The organism is Halosimplex halobium (assembly GCF_051414055.1).
In the GTDB taxonomy this organism is placed as follows: domain Archaea; phylum Halobacteriota; class Halobacteria; order Halobacteriales; family Haloarculaceae; genus Halosimplex; species Halosimplex halobium.
On sequence record NZ_JBLKNX010000036.1, the window covers coordinates 1 to 19,870 of the forward strand.

General features: G+C 72.6%; 20 protein-coding genes. 9 read left to right on the forward strand and 11 right to left on the reverse strand.

Annotation, left to right across the window (positions count from 1 at the left end; all coding sequences use genetic code 11):
• From ACMGFG_RS23755 to ACMGFG_RS23765, 3 genes are all read left to right on the forward strand, one after another.
• Positions 1–434, forward strand: a 434-nt coding sequence (locus ACMGFG_RS23755; protein ID WP_436932767.1) for a DUF7269 family protein, incomplete at its 5' end; no start/stop codon positions are given.
• Entirely contained in the window at positions 431–1,924 is a 1,494-nt protein-coding gene (locus ACMGFG_RS23760) for a DUF58 domain-containing protein (protein ID WP_436932768.1), read from the forward strand. The genes ACMGFG_RS23755 and ACMGFG_RS23760, both read left to right, overlap by 4 nt.
• Positions 1,917–3,578, forward strand: coding sequence for a DUF7519 family protein (locus tag ACMGFG_RS23765; RefSeq protein ID WP_436932769.1), 1,662 nt, complete (start codon positions 1,917–1,919; stop codon positions 3,576–3,578). The genes ACMGFG_RS23760 and ACMGFG_RS23765 overlap by 8 nt, the downstream gene beginning before the upstream one ends.
• 29 nt (positions 3,579–3,607) lie before the next feature.
• Here the strand turns inward: ACMGFG_RS23765 and ACMGFG_RS23770 are convergent, their stop codons facing one another.
• The 6 genes from ACMGFG_RS23770 to ACMGFG_RS23795 form a co-directional block, all read right to left on the reverse strand.
• Positions 3,608–4,567: an AAA family ATPase gene (locus ACMGFG_RS23770; protein ID WP_436932770.1), complete on the reverse strand. Its 960-nt coding sequence runs from the start codon at positions 4,565–4,567 to the stop codon at positions 3,608–3,610.
• Between the two features lie 438 nt (positions 4,568–5,005).
• A complete protein-coding gene (locus ACMGFG_RS23775) occupies positions 5,006–5,584 on the reverse strand; it encodes a DUF447 domain-containing protein (RefSeq protein ID WP_436932771.1) in 579 nt (192 codons plus the stop codon).
• The gene (locus ACMGFG_RS23780; protein WP_436932772.1) at positions 5,581–6,426 is read right to left on the reverse strand and encodes a triphosphoribosyl-dephospho-CoA synthase; all 846 of its coding nucleotides are present in this window, start codon (positions 6,424–6,426) and stop codon (positions 5,581–5,583) included. Before ACMGFG_RS23780 ends, ACMGFG_RS23775 begins: the two co-directional genes overlap by 4 nt.
• The gene (locus ACMGFG_RS23785) at positions 6,423–7,292 is read right to left on the reverse strand and encodes a tRNA-dihydrouridine synthase (protein WP_436932773.1); all 870 of its coding nucleotides are present in this window, start codon (positions 7,290–7,292) and stop codon (positions 6,423–6,425) included. The genes ACMGFG_RS23780 and ACMGFG_RS23785 overlap by 4 nt, the downstream gene beginning before the upstream one ends.
• Positions 7,289–8,281: a 2-phospho-L-lactate transferase gene (gene cofD, locus ACMGFG_RS23790; protein WP_436932774.1), complete on the reverse strand. Its 993-nt coding sequence runs from the start codon at positions 8,279–8,281 to the stop codon at positions 7,289–7,291. The genes ACMGFG_RS23785 and cofD overlap by 4 nt, the downstream gene beginning before the upstream one ends.
• A 129-nt stretch (positions 8,282–8,410) precedes the next feature.
• Positions 8,411–8,644, reverse strand: coding sequence for a hypothetical protein (locus ACMGFG_RS23795; protein ID WP_436932775.1), 234 nt, complete (start codon positions 8,642–8,644; stop codon positions 8,411–8,413).
• A gap of 112 nt (positions 8,645–8,756) precedes the next feature.
• Here ACMGFG_RS23795 and ACMGFG_RS23800 point away from each other — a divergent pair, with 112 nt between their 5' ends.
• The 3 genes from ACMGFG_RS23800 (at position 8,757) to ACMGFG_RS23810 (ending at position 11,851) form a co-directional block, all read left to right on the forward strand.
• Positions 8,757–11,105 (forward strand): glycoside hydrolase family 2 TIM barrel-domain containing protein, encoded by a 2,349-nt coding sequence (locus ACMGFG_RS23800; RefSeq protein WP_436932776.1) that lies wholly within the window; start codon positions 8,757–8,759, stop codon positions 11,103–11,105.
• Between the two features lie 93 nt (positions 11,106–11,198).
• Positions 11,199–11,567: a hypothetical protein gene (locus ACMGFG_RS23805; protein WP_436932777.1), complete on the forward strand. Its 369-nt coding sequence runs from the start codon at positions 11,199–11,201 to the stop codon at positions 11,565–11,567.
• Between the two features lie 53 nt (positions 11,568–11,620).
• On the forward strand, positions 11,621–11,851 hold the full coding sequence (locus ACMGFG_RS23810) for a hypothetical protein (protein ID WP_436932778.1): 231 nt from the start codon (positions 11,621–11,623) through the stop codon (positions 11,849–11,851).
• Positions 11,852–11,908: 57 nt separating this feature from the next.
• On the opposite strand, the gene ACMGFG_RS23815 is transcribed toward ACMGFG_RS23810, so the two are convergent.
• The 4 genes from ACMGFG_RS23815 to ACMGFG_RS23830 form a co-directional block, all read right to left on the reverse strand.
• On the reverse strand, positions 11,909–12,694 hold the full coding sequence (locus ACMGFG_RS23815) for an SDR family oxidoreductase (RefSeq protein ID WP_436932779.1): 786 nt from the start codon (positions 12,692–12,694) through the stop codon (positions 11,909–11,911).
• Between the two features lie 85 nt (positions 12,695–12,779).
• Entirely contained in the window at positions 12,780–14,462 is a 1,683-nt protein-coding gene (locus ACMGFG_RS23820) for a lipopolysaccharide biosynthesis protein (RefSeq protein WP_436932780.1), read from the reverse strand.
• Between the two features lie 132 nt (positions 14,463–14,594).
• Positions 14,595–15,053: a TRAM domain-containing protein gene (locus tag ACMGFG_RS23825; protein ID WP_436932781.1), complete on the reverse strand. Its 459-nt coding sequence runs from the start codon at positions 15,051–15,053 to the stop codon at positions 14,595–14,597.
• Between the two features lie 189 nt (positions 15,054–15,242).
• A complete protein-coding gene (locus ACMGFG_RS23830) occupies positions 15,243–15,617 on the reverse strand; it encodes a hypothetical protein (RefSeq protein WP_436932782.1) in 375 nt (124 codons plus the stop codon).
• A gap of 120 nt (positions 15,618–15,737) precedes the next feature.
• On the opposite strand from ACMGFG_RS23830, the gene ACMGFG_RS23835 reads away from it, so the two are divergent.
• Positions 15,738–16,757: an NADP-dependent oxidoreductase gene (locus tag ACMGFG_RS23835; protein WP_436932783.1), complete on the forward strand. Its 1,020-nt coding sequence runs from the start codon at positions 15,738–15,740 to the stop codon at positions 16,755–16,757.
• A gap of 51 nt (positions 16,758–16,808) precedes the next feature.
• On the opposite strand, the gene ACMGFG_RS23840 is transcribed toward ACMGFG_RS23835, so the two are convergent.
• Positions 16,809–18,182, reverse strand: a complete 1,374-nt coding sequence (locus ACMGFG_RS23840) for an ATP-binding protein (RefSeq protein ID WP_436932784.1) — start codon at positions 18,180–18,182, stop codon at positions 16,809–16,811.
• 142 nt (positions 18,183–18,324) lie between these two features.
• Between ACMGFG_RS23840 and ACMGFG_RS23845 the strand changes: the two genes are divergently transcribed.
• Positions 18,325–18,549: a hypothetical protein gene (locus tag ACMGFG_RS23845; RefSeq protein ID WP_436932785.1), complete on the forward strand. Its 225-nt coding sequence runs from the start codon at positions 18,325–18,327 to the stop codon at positions 18,547–18,549.
• A gap of 100 nt (positions 18,550–18,649) precedes the next feature.
• Positions 18,650–19,789 carry a thiolase family protein gene (locus ACMGFG_RS23850; protein ID WP_436932786.1) on the forward strand — a complete coding sequence of 380 codons (1,140 nt, stop codon included), beginning with the start codon at positions 18,650–18,652 and terminating at the stop codon, positions 19,787–19,789.
• Positions 19,790–19,870 lie beyond the last annotated feature (81 nt).

The following is a 19,870-nucleotide window of genomic DNA, read 5'->3' on the forward strand; positions in this document are numbered from 1 at the left end:
GGTTCGCGGCCGTCCTCGCCGACGAGCCGGAGACCGCGACGGCGCCCGAGGGGACCCTGGCAGCCGGCGACCTCGACGAGTCCGTCGAGCGGGCGGTCGCCGGCGACGAGCGGGCCCGCGAGGCGGTCGAAGACCGGCTCCGGCGGCTGGCCGTCGCGCGGCTCACCCGGACGGGCAGAGACCGCGAGGCCGCCGACCGCGCCGTCGCCGAGGGGACCTGGACCGGGGACCGCACGGCCGCGGCGTTCCTCTCGGGGGCGGACGGTCCGGTCGCGACGCTCGGGTCGCGGCTCCGCCTCTGGCTCGACCCCAAGGGCGAGCGCGAGCGGCGGATCGAGCGGACGGTCGCGGCGCTGGACGGCCTCGCCGACCCGGAACCGGGGAACCGACCGGGAGCGAGCGAAACGGCGGATCCCGGAGGTGACGGGGAGTGAGCCACGAGCGCGTCTACCGCTGGCGGGTCGGCGCGGTCGCGGCCGGGGCGCTCGTCGCGCTCGGGCTGCTGTACGCGTCGCCGCTGCTGCTGGCCGCGACGGCGATTCCGCTCTCGTACGTCGTCTACGGCGCGGTCTCGTCGGTACCGGCCGACGCCGCGGTCAGGGTCGAGCGGTCGTTCGCGGATGCGACACCGCCGCCCGGCGAGCGGGTGACGGTCCGGCTCACCGTCGAGAACGTCTCCGGGGCGACGCTGCCGGACGTGCGCGTAGTCGACGGTGTGCCCGACGACCTGGCGGTCGTCGACGGCTCGCCGCGGGGCTCGGTCGTCCTCCGCCCGGGCGAGTCGGCGACGGTCGCCTACGACGTGGTGGCCCGGCGCGGCGACTTCGCGTTCGCCGACCCGGTCGTCCGCCTGCGGTCGCTGGGCGCGAACCGCCTCGTCACCGAGACCGTCCCCGCGGCGGGCGAGCGGGAGCTGTCGTCGCTGGACCCGGTGTCGGCGGCGCCGGTCGGGTCGACGACGCCGCTGCGCGCGGGGACCCACCCGACCGACAGCGGCGGCGAGGGTCTGGAGTTCCACTCGACGCGGGAGTACCGCCCGGGCGACTCGATGGCCCGCATCGACTGGCGCCGGTTCGCGAAGACGAAGGAGCTCTCGACGGTCTCCTACCGCGAGGAGCGGGCCGCGAGGGTCGTCGTCGCCGTCGACGCCCGCCCGGTCGGGCGGGTCCGTCCCCACGCCGGCGCGCCAACGGCGGCGTCGCTGTGCGGCTACGCGGCCGAGCGGATCTACGAGACGCTGGTCGACGCCGACGTGACGGCGAGCGTCGCCGCGTTCGGCGTCGACGCCGACCCGTCGGTCCGGATGGGCGCGGGGCCGGTCCCCTGGGTCGACGGCGAGCGCGACGACGCCACCGCGGTCGCCCGGACGCTGTTCGACGCGGTCCAGCGGGTCGCCGACGACCCCGACGCCGGCGGGGGAGCGGTCGGGGCCGGCGCCGGCACCGACGCCGCCGGCTCGGCGTCCGGTGGTGTATCCGCCGGCGCCGACCGGACTGCGGGTGACGAGACTGCCGGCCAGGCCGCCGACGATTCCGCGGACGCGACGGACGGAGCGGCCGACCGACAGCGGCCGGCGGACCCGCCGGGTGGAGCGGCGCCGGACGGCGGGACTGACGCCGTCGACCTGCTGCTCTCGCAGTTCCCGACGACCGCGCGGGTCGTCCTCGTGACGCCGCTGGTCGACGACTGGCCCGTCGCCGTCGTCCGCCGGCTGCGCCGCCGCGGGTACCCCGTCGTGGTCCTCAGCCCGGGCGCCACGGACGGCGGATCGCTCGGTCAGCGGGTCGCGGGCCACGAGCGGGCCGTCCGCCTGGCGGACGTGTCGGCGACCGGCGCGACCGCTGTCGACTGGAACCGCGACGACCCCATCGAGGGCGCGCTGGCGGCCGCGCTGGCGAAGCTCCCGGGGGGATCCCATGGCTGACGCCGACGCCCGGGACGCCCCGGCGGACGGCGAGGGCGCCGCGACCGGGCCGTCGGTCCGGACCGAACTGCCGACACGGGCCAGCGCCGCGGTCGTCCTCGTCGTCACGCTGGCGGCGGCCGTCGCGCTGATGGGGCGGGTCGCGCCGACGCTCCCGGCCGTCGTCGCGGTCGCCCACGCGGCGGCGGTCGCGGCGAGCCTGTGGCTGGTCGACCGCGACCGGTGGCGCGGCACCGCGACCGCGGCCGCGGGCGTGCTCGCGCTCGGCGTCGGGGCGAGCTTCGCCGTCGCCGTCGGCTACACGTTCCTCGCCCTGCTCGCCGCGGCGTACCCGGTCCCGGAGGTCGCCCAGATCCGCCCCCGCGGGCTCCGCGTCGCCAGCGCCACCGTCGTCGTCCTCGGCGGGACGCTCGCGCTGGTCGGCGGGTTCGCGACCGCCGCGGGCAGGCTCCGCCCGGAAACCGTCCGTGCGTACGCGAAGCTCGCGGTCAAGACGTTCGTCGTCCCGCTGGTCGTCGCCGCGCTCATGCTCCTGACCACGCTCCTCGCCCGCCTCGGCGGGGCGGGCGAGGCGCCGGTGTTCGCGCCGCTCGCCGAACGGCTCGCCGGGGCCGTCGGCGCGGTCGTCGCGCCGGTCCCCGGACGGACGCACCTGCTCACGTTCGCCGCCCTCGTCGCGGCGGCGTCGCTGGCGGTCGCCCGCGGCGTCGACGCCCTCCCGGTCGACGAGCTGTCGACGCCGCGGACCGACGACCGCGTCGAGGCGGCCACCGACGCCGTCGTCCGCGCGGCCCGCCGGACGCTCGTCGTCACGGCGTTCGCGCTCCCGGTGACGCTCGTCGAGGTCGTCCTCGCGCCGGCGGACCTGCGGTCGCTGCTCTCTCCGGGCGTCTACGGTCTCCTCGCGGCCGTGACCGCGAGCCACGGGCTTCGCGCGCTGCTACTCGCGACCGTCCTCGTCGCGGGCGGGACCGCCGCCGTCGTCTGGCTGCTCGGTCGGCTGGCGCGCACGGACGCGGTCGACGCCGTCGTCGCGCTGACCCCGTTCGTCGGCGGCGGCGCGGTCGTCGCGCTCGCCGTCGCCGTCCACGGGGTCGTCCTCGCACCGACGCTATCGTTCGTCGCCGACGCGCTCCCCGGCGGGTTCGAGACGGTCTTCGTCCGCCAGTCCGACGCGGTCGTCGCGTTCTACGGGTCGCTCCCCGTCGTCACGACGCTCGCGGCCGTCCTCGTCGGGATGACCGCCGCGCTCTCGCTGGCGCTCGCGGTGGTCGCGAGCACCGGCGCGCTCCCGGAATCGGCGCCCGGCCCGGCGCTCGCGGCCGCCGGTATCTTCGTCGCCGCCGCGTTCGCGCCCGGCGCGGACGCCGGCCCACCCCTCGTCCTCGGCGGGGTCGTCGCCGCTTTCGTCGTCTGGGACGCCGGCGAGTACGGCGCCGTGCTCGGCCGGGAGGTCGGCCGGGGCGCCGACACGCTCGCCCCCGAGTCGGTCCACGTCGGCGCCACGCTCGCCGTCGGCGTCGGCGCCGCGGGGTTCGCCGCGGTTGCCCACCGGGTCGCCGCGAACGCCACCATCGCCGACGTGACGACCGTCCCCTTCGCCCTCGCCGTCGTCGTCGCCGGACTCCTGTTGCTCGTCGTCGCGCTGCGATAGTCCGGAGAGGGCCCGGAGGGTCCGGTAGGCTACCGCGACTCGTCGACCGCGGGGACGGCGACCCGCCCCAGCACGTCGTCGACGACGTCGGCGGGGTCGGCGTCGCGGACGCTCGCCTCCGTCGTCAGCACGAGCCGGTGGGCGAACGTCGCGTGGACGACCCGCCGCACGTCCTCGGGGACGACGTAGCTGCGCCCCTCGATGACCGCCGCGGCCCGCGCCGCCTCGAACAGTCGCTGCACCCCGCGCGGCGAGACGCCCACGTCGACGCGGTCGTCCTCGCGGGTCGCCCGCCCGAGTTCGACCACGTAGTCACGGAGTTTCCCGTCGACGGAGACGGTCTCGGGGACCGCCTGCAGTTCCCCGACGGTCTCCGGGTCGACGACGGTGTCGACGCTCGGCGACTGGCTCGTCCGGTCGGCCCGGCGGTCGATCAGCGTCCGCTCGTCGTCGAAGTCGGGGTAGCCCATCGCGAGTTTGAACACGAAGCGGTCGCGCTGGGCTTCGGGCAGGCCGAAGGTACCCTCCTGCTCGATGGGGTTCTGCGTCGCGATGACGAAGAACGGATCGGGCAGGGCCGTCGTCTCGCCGTCGACGGTGACCTGGCCCTCGCCCATCGCCTCCAGCAGCGCGGCCTGGGTCTTCGGCGGCGCACGGTTGATCTCGTCGGCCAGCACGACGTTCGCGAACACCGGCCCGGGCACGAACTCGAAGTCGCCGGTGGCCTCGTTGTAGACGTTCGAGCCTGTGATGTCCGAGGGCAAGAGATCCGGCGTGAACTGGACGCGCGAGAACGACAGCCCGAGCGCGCTGGCGAACGACCGCGCGGTCAGCGTCTTCCCCGTTCCGGGCACGTCCTCCAGCAGGACGTGGCCCTGCGCGAGCACGCCCGTCAGGACCTGCTCCAGGAACCGGTCGTCGGCGATGACCGCCTCGCTCACCGCGTCGAGGATCCGCCGGCAGACCCGCCCCGCCTCGTCGTAGTCCATACACGCCGTCCGGGACCGTCCGACCAAATGCTTTCGGCCTCAGAGTTGGGCGAACTTGCGACCGCACGAGGACTCCGGCAGCAGACAGGGACGCCAGCACCGCAAACAGCGTGAAAGCCCCCGATTGCTCCGGTCCCGGGGCTCGTTGCGCTCCTCGGTCGTTACACTCCCTGCGGTGCTTACGTCGCCCGGGTTCCCGGAGCAATCGGCCCCTTTCATTCCCACCCGCGTCGGCTGGCCGGTCAGTCTGTGCGGGCGGGAATGAAAGGGGCGACGCGTTCGACGAAGCCCGACGAGGCAAGCACTGGAACGAGCGAAGCGAGTGAAGCGCGCAGCGAGGCGCGCGAGTCGAACGCGTCGGGGCTTTCACGCTGTTCGCGGTGACGAAAGAGGCCACATTCGTGATCGGTTTGTCGACCGCAGAAGATCCACGTCAGATCACCACTCCGCGTCGACCAACTCGTCGATCCGGTCGAACGCGGCCCGTTCGCGCTCGCCGCCGGCGGTCTCGGCGACGCTCTCGAAGTACGCCAACCGATCGACCAGCACCTCGCGGTCGTAGCCCGGCACGTCCAGCCGCGAGGCCGCGACGGTGGCTTCCACGACGGCGTAGAACCCCCGATTCGTCGTCGGGACCACCCGCCGCTCGACCCCGCTGTCGACCGGCCGGAGCTCCCACGTCACTATCTCGGTGTCGCCCTCGCGCTCGCTCCCGACGCGCTCGGCCTCGACCTCGACCCAGGCGTCGGCGCCGTCGAGGACGGGCTCGTCGACCTCGTAGACCGAGAGCGCGGCGTCGACGAACGCGACGGGGTCGCGGGTGAACTGGACGACCCCGCCGCCGCGCTCGCGGAAGTTGCGCCGGGTGCGAGTGCGGCCGTAGGTCCGCGCCGTCACGGGATCGCCGGCGTGGAGGCCGAGCGCGGCGACGTTCCAGCGGTCGTTCGGGCCAAGCGTGGCGACGACCGACTCGACGACGCCCGAGAGTTCGACGGGCCAACCCGTGTCCCCGGTCATATTTCGAGTCCCCGCTCCAGCGCGACGAACAGCGCGGCGGCGACCGTATCGGCGGTCGTCCCGGGGTTGATCCCCTCGGCGACGAACTCCTCGGCCAGCACGTCGGGGTCGATCTCCCCGTCGAGCGCCGCCTGCGCGCGCTCGGTCGCCCGCTCGGCGGTCGCGCGGTCGTGCTGGGTGACGACGAAGGTGTCGACCTCGGCGGCGAGCATGTCGAGGAACGCGTCGACGGCGCGGTCGGTGACCGGCCGGTCGGGGTCGCCCGATCCGATGGACTCGGCGGCGGCGAACGTGCGTTCGAAGCCCCCGACCCACTCGCGGGCGACGCCGTCGCGGTCGGCCGACCGTTCCATGATGTCGGCGAGCGTGAGCCCGCGCTCCTCCAGGTCGGGGACGGCGTCGGCCCCGCGGCGCACGTCCAGCGCGGCCATGTCCTCCGGCGGGTCGTCGACGGCCACGTCGACCGCCTCGAAGGCGCGGTAGAAGTCCGCGGCGTCGGCGACTGTCGTGGACTCGACTACCGCTGTCGCGCCCTCGGGCGACAGTTCCCGGTCGTCGTCGCCTGCGGCCGCGACGAGGGGCATCTGGAGCAAGATTGCACCGAACTGGGTGTTACCGCCGCGCTGCTCGCTCATCCCCTCGATAGCCCGGCGGAACGACTCGCCGAGCGGGCCGCCGTTGGCGGCCATCCGGAGCCCATCTTGTGCCCCCACGGCGCCGGCGAGGAAGTGCTCGAACCGCAGATCCGCGTACTCCCGGCGGCGGTCGACGTTGCCGGGTTTCGGGGTTCCTGCGACTTCGAGCAACAGCGCGAGTTCGGCGTTCTGGGCGACGGTCCTCACGGCTGTGACCCTCCGCCTGTCGGCCGAGCGCGACGCCGGGGCTCGTCGTCGGGGTCGCTGTGTCCGCTGGAGCCGGCGCGGTTGCTCGGGTCGCCGGAGTCGTCCTCGAACCACTCGTCGACGGCGGCGCGGACCCGCCGGAGGACGCGCGGGTCGTCGCTCGGGCGGCCGACGCTCACCGCGTCGGCCCCGTACGCGAGGTACTCGCGGACCGTCTCGCGGTCGCGGACGCCGTTGTTCGCGACGACCGCGGCGTCGGTCGCCTCGACCACCTCGGCCACCACGTGCTCGGAGTCCATCGCGTCGACGTGGACGATGTCGGCGCCAGCGTCGTCGACTCGCGCGGCGACCGCCGGCAGGTCGACACCCGCCAGTTCCGTCCGGACCTTCACGCTCACGGGCGCGCCGGTCCCGGCGGCGGCCGCGACGTACTCGGCCAGCCGGTCGGGCTCGCGCAGCAGCGACTCGCCAGCGCCCGCCGCGCACATCTCCGACTGCCGGCAGTGGGCGTTGACTTCGAGGACGGCTCCGCGGTCGGCACAGACCTCGGCGGCCTCGCGGACCGGCTGCGGCCCGCTCGCGCGGACGTTGAACCCCGCCAGGAGCGGCGCGTCGGCCAGCGCGGCCAGCTGGTCGTCGACGAACGCCAGCGGCTCGTCCGGGAGGAACTCCTCGCGGTCGCGGTCGACCATCTCGCGGGCCGCTTCCCGGGTCGGTCCGTCGAGCGCGATCCCACCGAGGAACGCGGCGCCGGCGAACTCCCCGGCGGCGCGCGCCCACTCGGCGTCGGACCGGCCGCTCAGACTCGCCAGCGCCACGCGGGGCCCGAAGGGTGCGGCGGAGCCTGGACCGGTTCCGCCGGTCATCGCACCGCCTCCAGGGCCTCGCGCGCGGCGCGGGCGACCCGCTCGGCGTCGCGCTCGTCGTCCATCCGGGTGTCGGTGCGGACGACCGGCCGGTCGAGGTCGGTCCCGTCGGCCTCGTCGAGGACGAACGCGTCGGCGAAGGGGTAGGCCTCGGCGACCCCGGCGGTGCTGGCCGCGTAGCCCTCGGCCTCCATCAGGTCGTCGGCCGGCCCGGAGAAGACGGTGTCCTCGACGAACGGCGAGACGGCGACGACCGGCGTCTCCGCGAGCGCCGCGGCGACCTCGTCGAGCGCGAGCATCGGTCCGAGGCTCGTGATCGGGTTCGAGGGGCCGACCACCACCGGGTCGGCAAGCGCGTCGAGGGCGGCGTCGGTCGCGGTCGCCGCCTCGCTCCCCCGGAACTCGACGGACTCGACGGCCGGCTCGCCGCCGCGGGCGACCCAGAACTCCTGGAAGTGCATCGGGCCCGACTCGGTGTGGACGATGGTCGCGACCGGGTCGTCGCTCATCGGGAGCAGGTCGACGGTCAGGTCGAAGGCATCGGCGAGGGCCCGTGTCGCCTCGGTGAGGGTATGACCCTCGTCGACGAGGCTCGTCCGCGTCACGTGGACGGCGCGGTCGGCGTCGCCGATGTGCATGAACTCGCCGACGCCGGAGAAGCGCCGCCAGCGGGCGATCTCGCGACCCGCGGTCTGGCGTTCGGCGGGAAGGTAGCGGGGTTCGGTCCCGAGCCCGGCCGCCTCGGCGATGTCGACGAGTTCCCCGTGGGTGGTCGCCGAGTCGTCGGCGATCCCCCACCAGGTGTCCCGATCCAGGCGGCCGCCCCGCAGGTAGAGGACGGTGTCCACGTCCGGACAGACGAGGTGGCCGCCCAGCTCCACGTCGTCGCCGGTGTTGCCGACGACGGTCGCGTCGGCGGGGTCGAAGACGGCGTCGGCGCCCGACAGGAGCTTCGGCGTGCCCGTCCCGCCGGACAGAAACGTCACCATACCCCGGGTACGGGCGAGCCCGGGCTAAAACTTTGCGTACGGCGGAGACGACCGTCACTTCCGTCCGGGAAGCGCACGAGTCGGGGGGCGTTCGAGGTCGAGACGCGATTCCGGGGTCGGGAACGGGCGTCACTCACCCCAGGCGCGGGGGTCCCAGCGGGACGTGCCCTCGGCGATCCGGGCGTGGACCTCCGCCCAGAGCGCGAGCGTCACGACGATGGCCGCGAACCGGCCGGCCGCGTTCGCGGGTCCCGACTGGGGAACCATCCCCAGGACGACCCACAGGAGGCCCATGAACCCGACCCAGACGCAGAGGAGGACGAGGTATCGGAGCGGGCGGGAGTCGATCGGTGACTCGGCCATATCACCGCCGGACGGTCGGAGGGTCGAAAAGCGTGGCGCCCCGACCGGTCCCGGCCCCGGAACTGGCCGCCGATGTCACAAGCTAGTTGACGGGGCTGTGCGACGTGCGCGTATGCCGACTGCCGACGGTCCCGACGAGGAGCACCGACGACGGCGCCGCCTGGAGACCGGCTGGCGGTTCACGCGCGGCGACCCCGACCACGGCGCAGACCCCGCGCTCGACGACGGCGACTGGGAGCGCGTCGAGGTGCCCCACGACTGGAGCATCGAGGGGCCCTTCGACCCCGACAACCCAGGCGGCGCCTCGCAGGGCTACGCCCCCGAGGGCGTCGGCTGGTACCGCCGCGAACTCCCCGAGGACATCGAGGGCGAACCCACCATCCGCTTCGACGGCGTCTACCGCAACTTCGACGTGTACGTCGACGGCGAGCACGTCGGCCACCGCCCCTACGGCTACTCGACGGTCAACTACGACCTGAGCGAGTTCGACGTGACCGGCGGCGAGACGCTGGCCGTCCGCGTGGACAACAGCGAACAGCCACACAGCCGCTGGTACACGGGCTCGGGCATCTACCGCGACGTGCACCTCGTCGAGACCGACCCGGTGGCCGTCGCGCCGTTCGGCACCGACGTGCGGACCAACGCCGTCAACCGCCAGCGCGCCGAGGTGCAGGTGCTCACCGAGGTCCAAAACGACGAGGACGGCCCGGTCGAGGTCGCCGTCGAGACCGACATCGTCGACGCGGACGGGGAGGTCGTCGCGACCGCGGGCAGCGAGGCGACGGTCGAGCCCGGCGCCCCCGAGAGCCACGAGTTCGAGCAGCGCCTCTCGGTCGCCGACCCCGACCGCTGGACGCTTGACGACCCCATCCGCTACTTCGCCCGCACGGTCGTCTACCGCGGGGGCGAACCCGTCGACGACTACGTCACGCCCTTCGGTATCAGGACCTTCGAGTGGACCGCCGATCGGGGCTTCTTCCTCAACGGCGAGCCCGTCGACATGAAGGGGGTCAACCTCCACCACGACGCCGGCTGTCTCGGCGCGGCGGTCACCGAACGCGCGCTGGAGCGCCGCCTGGAGACGCTCAAGGAACTCGGCTGTAACGCCATCCGGACCGCGCACAACCCGCCCCAGCCCGAACTGCTGGATCTGTGCGACCGGATGGGTTTCCTCGTCGTCGACGAGGTGTACGACAAGTGGCGCCACGTCGGCGCCGACGAGTGGTTCGACGAGTGGTGGGCCGACGACCTCGCGGCGATGATCGACCGCGACCGCAACCACCCCTCGATCGTGCTCTGGAGCGTCGGCAACGAGAACTTCGACCAGGGCTCCGACGAGATGATCGAGGACCTCGCGATGCTCACCGAGGCCGCCAGCGAGATGGACCCCACGCGCCCGGTGACCTACGGCAACCCCCCGTGGGGCGACGGCACCGAGGGCGTCGTCGAGAACATCGAGCGCGTCGCCGAACACGTCGACGTGCTCGTCGGCAACTACCAGGAACACTGGTACGACGACTACCGCGAGGCGGGCGTCGACCTGCCCATCCTCGGCTCGGAGAACCGCCGCTTTTTCCGCGGGGCCGACGACGACCCGCTCGCATTCGTCCCTCGGAACCCGTGGTACGACGTGGAAGAGCGCGACGATGTCTGCGGCCAGTTCCTCTGGCCGGGCATCGACTACCTCGGCGAGGCCCGCGACTGGCCCAGCAAGGGGTGGCCCACCGGCCTGATCGACACCACCGGCGCCATCAAGCCCTCGGGGCGGTTCCACCAGGCCGCCTGGTCGGAGGAACCTGTCGTCTTCGCCGCCGCCGTGGACCACGACCGCGAGCGCCCGGCCTGTCGCCCGGCGTGGAGCGGGCCGCCCTTCTCCGAGCACTGGAACTTCCCCGACCGCGAGGACTCCCAGGGCTTCGTCAACGTCTACACGTTCACCAGCGCCGAGGAAGTCGACCTCTACCAGAACGACGAGTACCTCGGCACCCAGCGCGCCGACGACTACGGCCCCCGCCCCATCGAGTGGTACGTCCCCTACGAGTCGGGTACCCTGCGTGCGGTGGCGAAAGAAGAAGGTGAGGTCGTCGCCGAACACGAACTGGAGACGGCGGGCGAGCCCGCGAGCCTCGAACTGTCGGCCGACCGCGAGACGCTCGCCGCCGACGGTCGCGACCTCGTGTACGTCGAGGCGACCGTCGTCGACGACGAGGGGGTGCGCGTCCCCCGCGCCGACCACGAGGTCGCCTTCTCGGTCTCCGGCGCGGGCGAGATCGCCGGCGTCGACAACGGGAACCTCGACAGCGACGAGCCGTGGGTCGGCGAGACCCGTTCGGCCTACCACGGGACCTGTATCGCCGTCGTCCGCGCGGACCGCGAGGGCGGCCGGGTCGACGTGGCGGCCGAGGCCGAGGGGCTCGACGGCGACGACGTCACCGTCGTCGTCGGCGCCGACGGGGACTGACCGGCCGAACTGACCGGACCCATCGGGTCTACCGCACCCAGGCGAACTGTTCGCACAGGAACGTTTTTCGGCCGACGGTCTCAACCCGGAGGTATGCGTGCCCTCCTGTACTGGCCGCCGAGTATCGCCGCCGGGGTCGGCGTGGCCGCCGTCGCCCGGGAGTTCGCCGGCCTCCACCTCGGCGCCGTCGCGTTCGGACTGGTGTACGCCCTCGGCCTGGGCCTGCTCGCCAGGGCCCACTTCGACCTGAAATCGCGCGTCGACTCGTGGAAGCGCCCGTCGCTGTGGTCGGGCGCGTTCGCCGGCCTGTTCACGTTCCTCGCCCTGCTCGTGGCCGAGACCGTCGGATCCGGCGCCGAACCGCTCGTGGTGATCCTCGGTCTAGTGGCGACGGCGATCCTCGGGATGGCCGCCGGGACCGGCATCGCCCTCGAAAATCTCGACGCCGCCACGGCGGAGTGAGCCCTCGGCGCGGCGGAACGCTCAAATCCCGCGGACGACAAGACGCTCCCAGCATGGACCCGGCGGTTCGCTTCTGGCTGTTGATCCTCGCGCTGGCGGGGACGGTCTCGGCGACGGTCCTGCTGGTCGTCTCGGCGTTCCTGCCGGGGGCGGTCCTCGGGACCGCCGACTCGGTCGGCTACGTCGTCTCCGTGTTCGTCGCGCTGATCTCGCTGGGACTGCTCGTCTGGTCGCTGACCGCCGACAGCGAGAGTCAGGGCGGCGGCTCGCCAGGAACGCGCTAGGGGTGGGCACCCGGCGCGCTGACGGTGGCTGACGGAACTGTCGGTCGGGCGCCCGGCCTAGCTCCGCATCGCGCCGCCGTCGATGGGCAGCGCGGTCCCCGTCACGAAACTCGCCCGCGGGCTGGCGAGGAACGCCACCACGTCGCCGAGTTCCCCCGGGTCGCCGATCCGCCCGAGCGGGACCGACGAGCCCTTGTCTTCCAGGCCCTCCTCGTAGCTGTCGTACTCGCCGCGCTCGACGCCGTCCTCGATGAGCTCCTCGATGCGGGCCGTCTCGTGGGCGCCCGGCAGGACCGCGTTGACCCGCACGTCGGGCGCGAACTCCCGCGCCTGGGTCTTGACCATGCCGATGACCGCCCGGCGGACCGCGTTCGAGAGGACCAGGTCGTCGATGACCTCACGGACCGACCGCGAGGTGATCGCGGTGATCGAGCCCTGCTCGGACTCGGCGAGGTAGGGGTGGGCGAAGCGGGTCGTCCACACCGCCGACATGACGAGCGTGTCGTAGGCGCCGTACCAGTCCTCGTCGTCCATCTCCAGGAACGCGCCGCTGGGCGGGCCGCCCGCGCTCATGACGACCTGGTCGATGCCGTCGAAGGCATCGGCCACTTCCTCGACGTACGCCTTCACTTCGGCGCGGTCCGTCAGGTCGACCTGGACCGCGAGCACGTCGCCGCCGCCGAGGTCCCGCAGTTCTTCCTCGGCCGATTCGAGGTGCGATTCGGTGCGGCCGCAGACCGCCACGTCCGCGCCCTCGCGGGCAAGCGCCTTCGCGCTCGCGAGGCCGAGACCGCTGGAGCTGGCCGTCGTCAGTGCCGCGCTGCCGTCGAGTTGCAGGTCCATACGCGAGTGGTCGGGCCGGCGCCCCAAAGAACCGGGAGATTCCGGATCGCTTTCTCCGTCGCCGACGACCTCCTCGCGGTCCCGCTCACTCCCGCGCGAGCACAGCGCGGTACCGGTCGCGGAGCGTGCCGGCCAGCCGCCGTTCGGTCGGCGTGAACCCGAGGACTCGGAGCGTCGCCGCGTACGCCGCGAGCCCCGCGAGGGCGCCGACGACCGGCGCCGCCGGCCCGGCGACGGCGGCCTTCGCGCTCCAGGCGACGACCCCGAGCGGGACCGCGGCGACCAGCGGCTTCCCGTGCAGCGGCGTGAACGGCTGGAGCCGCTCGAAGTGGTAGAGCACGGCGACCTCCAGCCCGTTGTTCAGCGTCAGCATCAGCACGTAACTCGCCACGAGCCCCGCGAGGCCGTACCGGACCGTCAGCGGCACGGCGATAGCGGCCAGCAGGAGCGTGATGCAGACGTTGACCGCGAGGTAGGGACGCTGGTTGTCGGTCATCATCAGGAGGATGCCGACGCTGCCGGCGGCGCAGGCGCCGAACTGCGCGAGGACGAATCCGACCAGAAGCGGCGCGTAGGGGACGAACGCCGGCCCGAACAGCGCCATCACGGTCTCGCGGTAGACGACCACCGGGACCGAGAGGCCGACGACGCCGACGAGGACGAGCCGGCTGGTGACGTGGTAGAACCGCGAGAGCGCGCCGCGGTGGTCGTCCTCGTGGAGCGCGGCGGCGACCGGCGGAACGAACTGGTTGAGCCCGATCAGCGGCAACCTGACGAGCGACCCGACGACCATCCCGACCGCGAAGACGCCGCCCGCCACGTCCGTCAGGTAGACGGCGATCAGCGGGTAGAAGCCCAGCCGCTGGATCGTCGTCGCGACCCCGCCGACGAACAGCGGGGCCGTGTAGCGGACGTAGCGGCGCCCCACCGAGCGGAGGTCGGGAACGCTCGCGTCCGCCTCTCCCTCGGCGTCGCGGTCTCTATCGCGGTTCCGGAACCGGAGCCCGATCCCGCGCCCGCGGACGAGCCACGCGGTCGCGGCGAGGCCGGTCAGTCCCGAGACGGCGACGACGCCGACCGCGACGGCGACCAGGTCGCCGAAGACCACCGCGCCGACGACGCCGACGAGCAGCTGCGCCGCCGGGAAGCCGACCCGCAGCGCGAGGTTCAGCGCCGCGACCTCCTCGAGCCCGCGGAGCACCTCCGTCGCGGTGAACAGCCACACCGTCGCCGGCAGCCCGAGCGCGAACACGCGAAGCGTCGTCTCGAACAGCGGCCGCTGGTCGGTGATCGAGGTCACCAGCGGCGCGGCGAGGTACAGCCCGGCGCCGAAGACGGTCGCGACGGTCCCCAGCAGCAGCCCGGCGACCGTCACCAGGGCGTCCCGTTCGGCCGGCGAGTCGGCGTTCGGCAGGAAGCGGCTCAGCCCGCTCCGGAACCCCAGCGCGACGTGCAACAGGAACTGCTGGAGGCGGCGGGCGACGGCGAAGACGCCGTAGGAACTCGCCGCGAAGCCGTTCGTCAGGACCGCGGTGAACGCGACGGTCAGCCCGCGCTGGACGAGGATGCTCGGCACCGAGACGGTCGCGCCGTGGGCGACCCGCTCCAGGGCGTCGTCGAGGTGCGCCTCCACCGGGTCGGCGGGCTCGCTCTCCTCGCGGGAGCGACCGGCCGCCTCTGCGGAGTCCGCCGACGCGCCGTTCCCGTCGCTGGCCGGCACCGGCTCGTCGCCGTCGGATTCCTCGGGGACTGTCGGGTCGGGAACCACTGAGCTACCGTGGCGGATCGGGCGACAAAAAACCGCTGGAAGGCGACGAGCGCGGGGACGACCGGTTCGACTGCGGTCGCGGCGGCCGCGGCGGTACGACTGTCCAGGCAGGAGCGCCGGCCGCGAGGGCCGTTACGAGCCCCAGAAGTTGTCGCGGCTGCCGAGGCGCTCGCGGTCGTCGTCCTCGTCTTCGGAGTCGTCGGACTCGTCGGCGTCCTCGGCCTCTTCGGCGTCGGACGCGTCCTCGTCGTCGGGGTCGTCCGGGAGGCGTTCGAGCTCCTCGGCGCGGGCGTGGTTCGAGCGGACCTTGGTGATCTTCACCTTCGCGCGGGCCGGCGGCAGGACGCCGTCGACCATGATGATGAAGCCGTCCTCGGTGCGGCCGACGCCGGCACCGCTTTCGTGGATGTCCTCGACGGTGACCACGACCTCCTGGCCGGGCTGGACGGGTTGGCTCTTGAGGTCCTCGATCGGCTGGTTGTAGTGATTGCACCACTCGGCGCCGCCGCGGTCGCCGTAGTGCGTACAGCCCATCCCCTCGATGCGCTCCTGAAAACTGGGGCACTCGTCCGCGAGTGGACAGTCGGGCATGACGGCGAGTAGCGCTGGGGCGAAGTAAACGCTTGCGCTCTCGCCGTCAGCGGCCGCGTTCGGCGTTTCGACCCGCCGAACGCGCGTTCGCGGCCCCTGGCGCCGGTCCGCGGGCCGGCCCCCGGTACGGCGAGCGGACGGGAGTCAGGCGGGAAGCAGACAGGAAACGGACGGGAACGGCGACGGCCGTCACCGCTCGGGCGGCACGTCCCCGTCCGCGTCGTTCGGGCGGCCGTCCCCGCTCGCGCCGTCGAGTCGCACGTCCTCGCCCGTATTCTCCGGGCGCACGTCCTCGCCGGCACCGTCGGGGTCGATCCCGAGCGTGTTCCCCGTCTCGACGTGGTCGATCCCGTCGACCTCGCAGACCGCGCCGACCCGTTTGTGCGCGACCGACACCTTCAGGGTCCGGAACTCCAGTTCGTCTTCGACCGTCGCGCCGGCCGCCTCGACGGCCGCCGCCACGCCGTCGAGGGTCGCCTCGTCGGCGACTTCCAGCAGGAGTTCGACCGACTCGCCTTCGACGGGGTCGTCGCGGATGGTGCGGACCGCTGGCGAGACGTACATACCCGCCCGTTGGTCCGTCACCGTCGAAACGCTGACGGTCGTGCCGCGGGGCGCGACCGGTCCCCGCGGCGGTTCGCCGCGGTCCCCGGACTCTTCGGGCCGGCGTCCCTACCGGCTGCCATGCGAGCGAGCAACCGGCAGTTCCGACTTGCCGAGCGCCCCGACGGCACGCCCGACCGCGACACCTTCGAACTGGTCGAGACCGACGTACCGGAGCCCGACCCGGGGGAGGTGCTCGTCCGGACGCGGTACCTCTCGGTCGACCCGTACATGCGCGGCCGAATGAGCGCTGGCGAGTCCTACGCCGAGCCCTGGGACGTGGGCGACCCGCTCCGCGCGGGCGTCGTCGGCGAGGTCGTCGAGTCGGCGGGCGCCGAGTTCGAACCGGGCGACGTGGTCGTCGGCAACCTGGAGTGGGCCGACTACGCCACCGCGCCGGGGACCGCCCTCACGGAAGTCGACCCGGACCTGGCCCCGGTCTCGACGGCGCTGGGGGTGCTGGGGATGCCCGGCCGGACCGCCTACTTCGGGACCACCGAGGTCGCGGACCCCGGCCCCGGCGACACGTTCGTCGTCACGGGCGCCGCGGGCGCCGTCGGCTCCGTGGCCGGTCAGATCGCCGCCCTCGCGGGCGCCCGAGCCGTCGGCTTCGCGGGGTCCGACGAGAAGGTCGCGTTCATCGAAGACGAGCTGGGGTTCGACGCCGGGATCAACTACGAGGAGACGGACGACTACCGCGCGGCGCTGGACGAGGCGGCGCCCGAGGGCGTCGACTGCTACTTCGACAACGTCGGCGGGCCGATCACCGACGCCGTGTTCGACCGGCTGAACGTCGACGCCCGCGTCGCCGTCTGCGGCCAGATCGCCCACTACAACGCCACCGAGCAGCCGACCGGGCCGCGGAAGCTCGGGACCCTCATCGAGACCCGCGCTCGCGTCGAGGGCTTTCTCGTCGGCGACTTCGAACCGCGCTACGAGCAGGCCACCGAACGACTGGCCGAGTGGGTCGCCGGCGGCGACATCGAGTACCGCGAGACCGTCACCGAGGGGCTGGAGAATGCTCCCGAGGCCTTCCTCGGGCTGTTCGAGGGCGAGAACATCGGGAAACAGCTAGTGCGGGTGAGCGAACCGGACGCGTAGCGGTCGCGGTTCGAGCCGACGCGTTCGTCACGGACGCCGGCGAGTCCGGCGTCAGTGGTCGTGGCTGTGGTCGTGGGAGTGGCCGCCATCCGACGCCGTCTCCGAGCCGTCGTTCGTCCCGGAGATGTCGCCGCCGGCAACCAGGGCGTCGTGGTCGCCCTCGATCATGTCCATGTTCTTGAGGTTGTCCCGCTCCTCGAAGTCCTCGACGGCGTCCAGCAGGTCCTGCTGGGTGAGCGTCGTGCGCTCCTCGGTCAGCGCGTCCAGCACCGCCTCGCGGAGGACCATGCGGAGGTCGCTGCCGGTCAGCCCCTCGGTCTGGCGGGCGACCGCCATCGGGTCGAAGTCGTCGATCTCCATCTCGCGGGTGACGACCTGAAGGATGTCCGCGCGCATCTGGTCGTCGGGCTTGGGGAAGTTGACGATCTCGTCGAAACGGCGCCAGGCCGCGGCGTCGAGCTGGTCGGGGTGGTTGGTCGCGCCGATGAGCAGCACCTCGTGCTCGATGAGCGAGACTTCGTCGATGCTCTTGAGCAGGGTGTTGACCGCCCGCTTGATGGCGGCGTGCTCGTCGCTGGCGCGGGTCTTGGCGACGAAGTCGAACTCGTCCATGAAGAGGATACACGGGGAGAGCCGGGTGGCGACCTCGAAGACCTTCTCGACGTTCTTGGCCGTCTCGCCGAGGTACTGGGAGGTGATCATCGAGAGTTTCACCTCGACGAACGGCAGGTCGAGTTCGCTGGCCAGCGCCCGGGCGACGGAGGTCTTCCCGGTGCCCGGCGGGCCGACGAACAGGAGCTTGCCGATCTCCCGGAGGCCGATCTGGGCGAGGTAGTCGCGGTGCTCGATGGCCTTGACGATCTTGTGGATCTCGCCCTCCTGGTCGGGGGTGAGGACGAGGTCGTCCATGGTCATCTCGACCTCCTCGGGGGCGCGGATGTCGACGAGGTCGAGCATCTCCTGTTCGTCCTCGTCGTCCTCGTCGAAGTACTCCTCGAGCAGCTGGTCGATCCAGACGCGGTCGGCTCGAACGGGGCGGTTCTCCTCGCGGGCGTGCTCGTAGTCGACGCCGTCGACCCGCTCCTCGTAGACGGACGCGAGCGTGGGGTTGTCGTTGATGCGGTCGGCGTCCGCTCTATCGAGATACCACTCCTCGGCCATGTCCTCGTCGGTGAAGGTGAGGGTGCCCGAGAAGTCGTCGCGGTCGGTGAACATCAGCCCCGAGACGGCCTCCCAGGGCCGGTCCACGTCGGTCGCCTCCCGGGCCGTGGTCGTGGTGGCCGAGAGCGGGCGCTCGATCTCCCCGTCGTTCCAGAACACCGCCCGGTAGGCGGGCGGCAGGTCGTCGGCGTCTAGGTCGCGGTTGTCGCTGTAGGCCTGCGCCGTCAGCACGAACTCCACGACCGCAAGCTCCGGATCGCTCATTCCCACCGAGATTCGTCCCCCGACCGGATAAGTCTCGCGAACTACCGTCGCCGTCCGAATATTGCCGGTGGCGAGAGTTGATATTTCACGTATACGTCTCACCACTTTTACGTTCCCGGAGAAACGACACGCCGGACGAACCATGGACGAAGTCCTCGAAGTCGCGGAAGTCGCGGCCGACTTCGGACTAGAGGGCGTGTTCCGACTGATACTGGGACTCGTCGGGTTCCTGCTCCTGGTGGGCGGCCTGGGGCTGTGGCTGTTCACCGACATGGGCCTGCTCGTGCTCCCGGCGGTCCTGATGGTCGTCGGCGTCCTGCTGATGGTCGCCCCGGTCGTCCTCTTCGTGATCGGCGACCTGCTGTGAAACCCGGCGGCTGAACCGCCGTTCCGGCCCCCGGAGAAACTCCGCGCGACGCGTCCGTCGTTTGTGAGGACTTAACACGTCGCGGGCCCTCCACGGATCCATGAGCGACGCGACACCGGTCATCGTGCAGGCGCGGCGGACGCCCCAGGGCAAGGAGGACGGCGCCTTCGCGGACGTACGCAGCGAGGACCTGTCGGTCCCGCTGGTGAACGAGATGCTCGCCGACACGGGGCTGGCGGGCGAGCAGGTCGACGACCTGCTGTGGGGCTGCGCCCAGCAGCGCGACGAGCAGGGCAACAACATGGCCCGCGTGGTCGCCCTCCTCTCGGACCTGGGCGAGGAGGTGCCCGCAGCGACCATCAACCGCTGGTGTGCCTCCTCGGCGGAGGCGATCATGCGCGGCGCCGACGCCGTCGCGGCGGGCCAACGGGACTGCGTCATCGCCGGCGGCGTCGAGTCGATGAGCCGCGTCGAGCTCGGCCAGAACACCCACAACGTCCACCCGCGGCTGGCCGAACTCTACAACATCGGCGAGCTCCAGATGGGGATGACCGCCGAGAAGGTCGCCGAGGAGTACGGCGTGAGCCGCGAGGAACAGGACGAGTACGCCCTCCGCAGCCACCAGCGCGCCGCCGACGCCACCGACTCCGGCCGGTTCGACGACGAGATCGTCCCCGTCGAGACCGAGGATGGGACCGTCGCCGCGGACGAGGGGATCCGGCGGGACACCACCCTGGAGAAACTGGCCGGCCTGCCGACCGTCTTCAAGAGCGAGGGGACGGTCACGCCGGGCAACGCCTCCCAGATCTCCGACGGCGCCGCGGGGACGATGGTCACCTCCCGCGCGTTCGCCGACGACCACGGACTGGACGTGCTCGCGGAAGTGGGCGACCACATGGTCGCCGGCGTCGACCCGACAATTATGGGCGTCGGCCCGGTCCCGGCGGTCCGCAAACTCTGCGAGCGGACCGGCCGGGACACCGACGACTACGACCTCGTGGAACTCAACGAGGCGTTCGCCAGCCAGGCGCTCTACTGCCAGCGGGAACTCGGCTTCGACGACGATATCTACAACGTCAACGGCGGCGCCATCGCCATCGGCCACCCGCTCGGCGCTTCCGGCGCGCGCCTGCCGGTGACGCTGATCCACGAGATGAACCGCCGCGACGCCGACCTGGGGCTGGCGACGGAGTGCGTCGGCTTCGGCCAGGGCGCGGCCATCGAGTTCTCGCTGCCGTAGCGTCCGCGCGCCCCCGGCGCGCGGTTCTCCGGTCGCGAGCGAGCGGAGCGAGCGAGTCGACCGGCTTTTTGCCCCATCTTT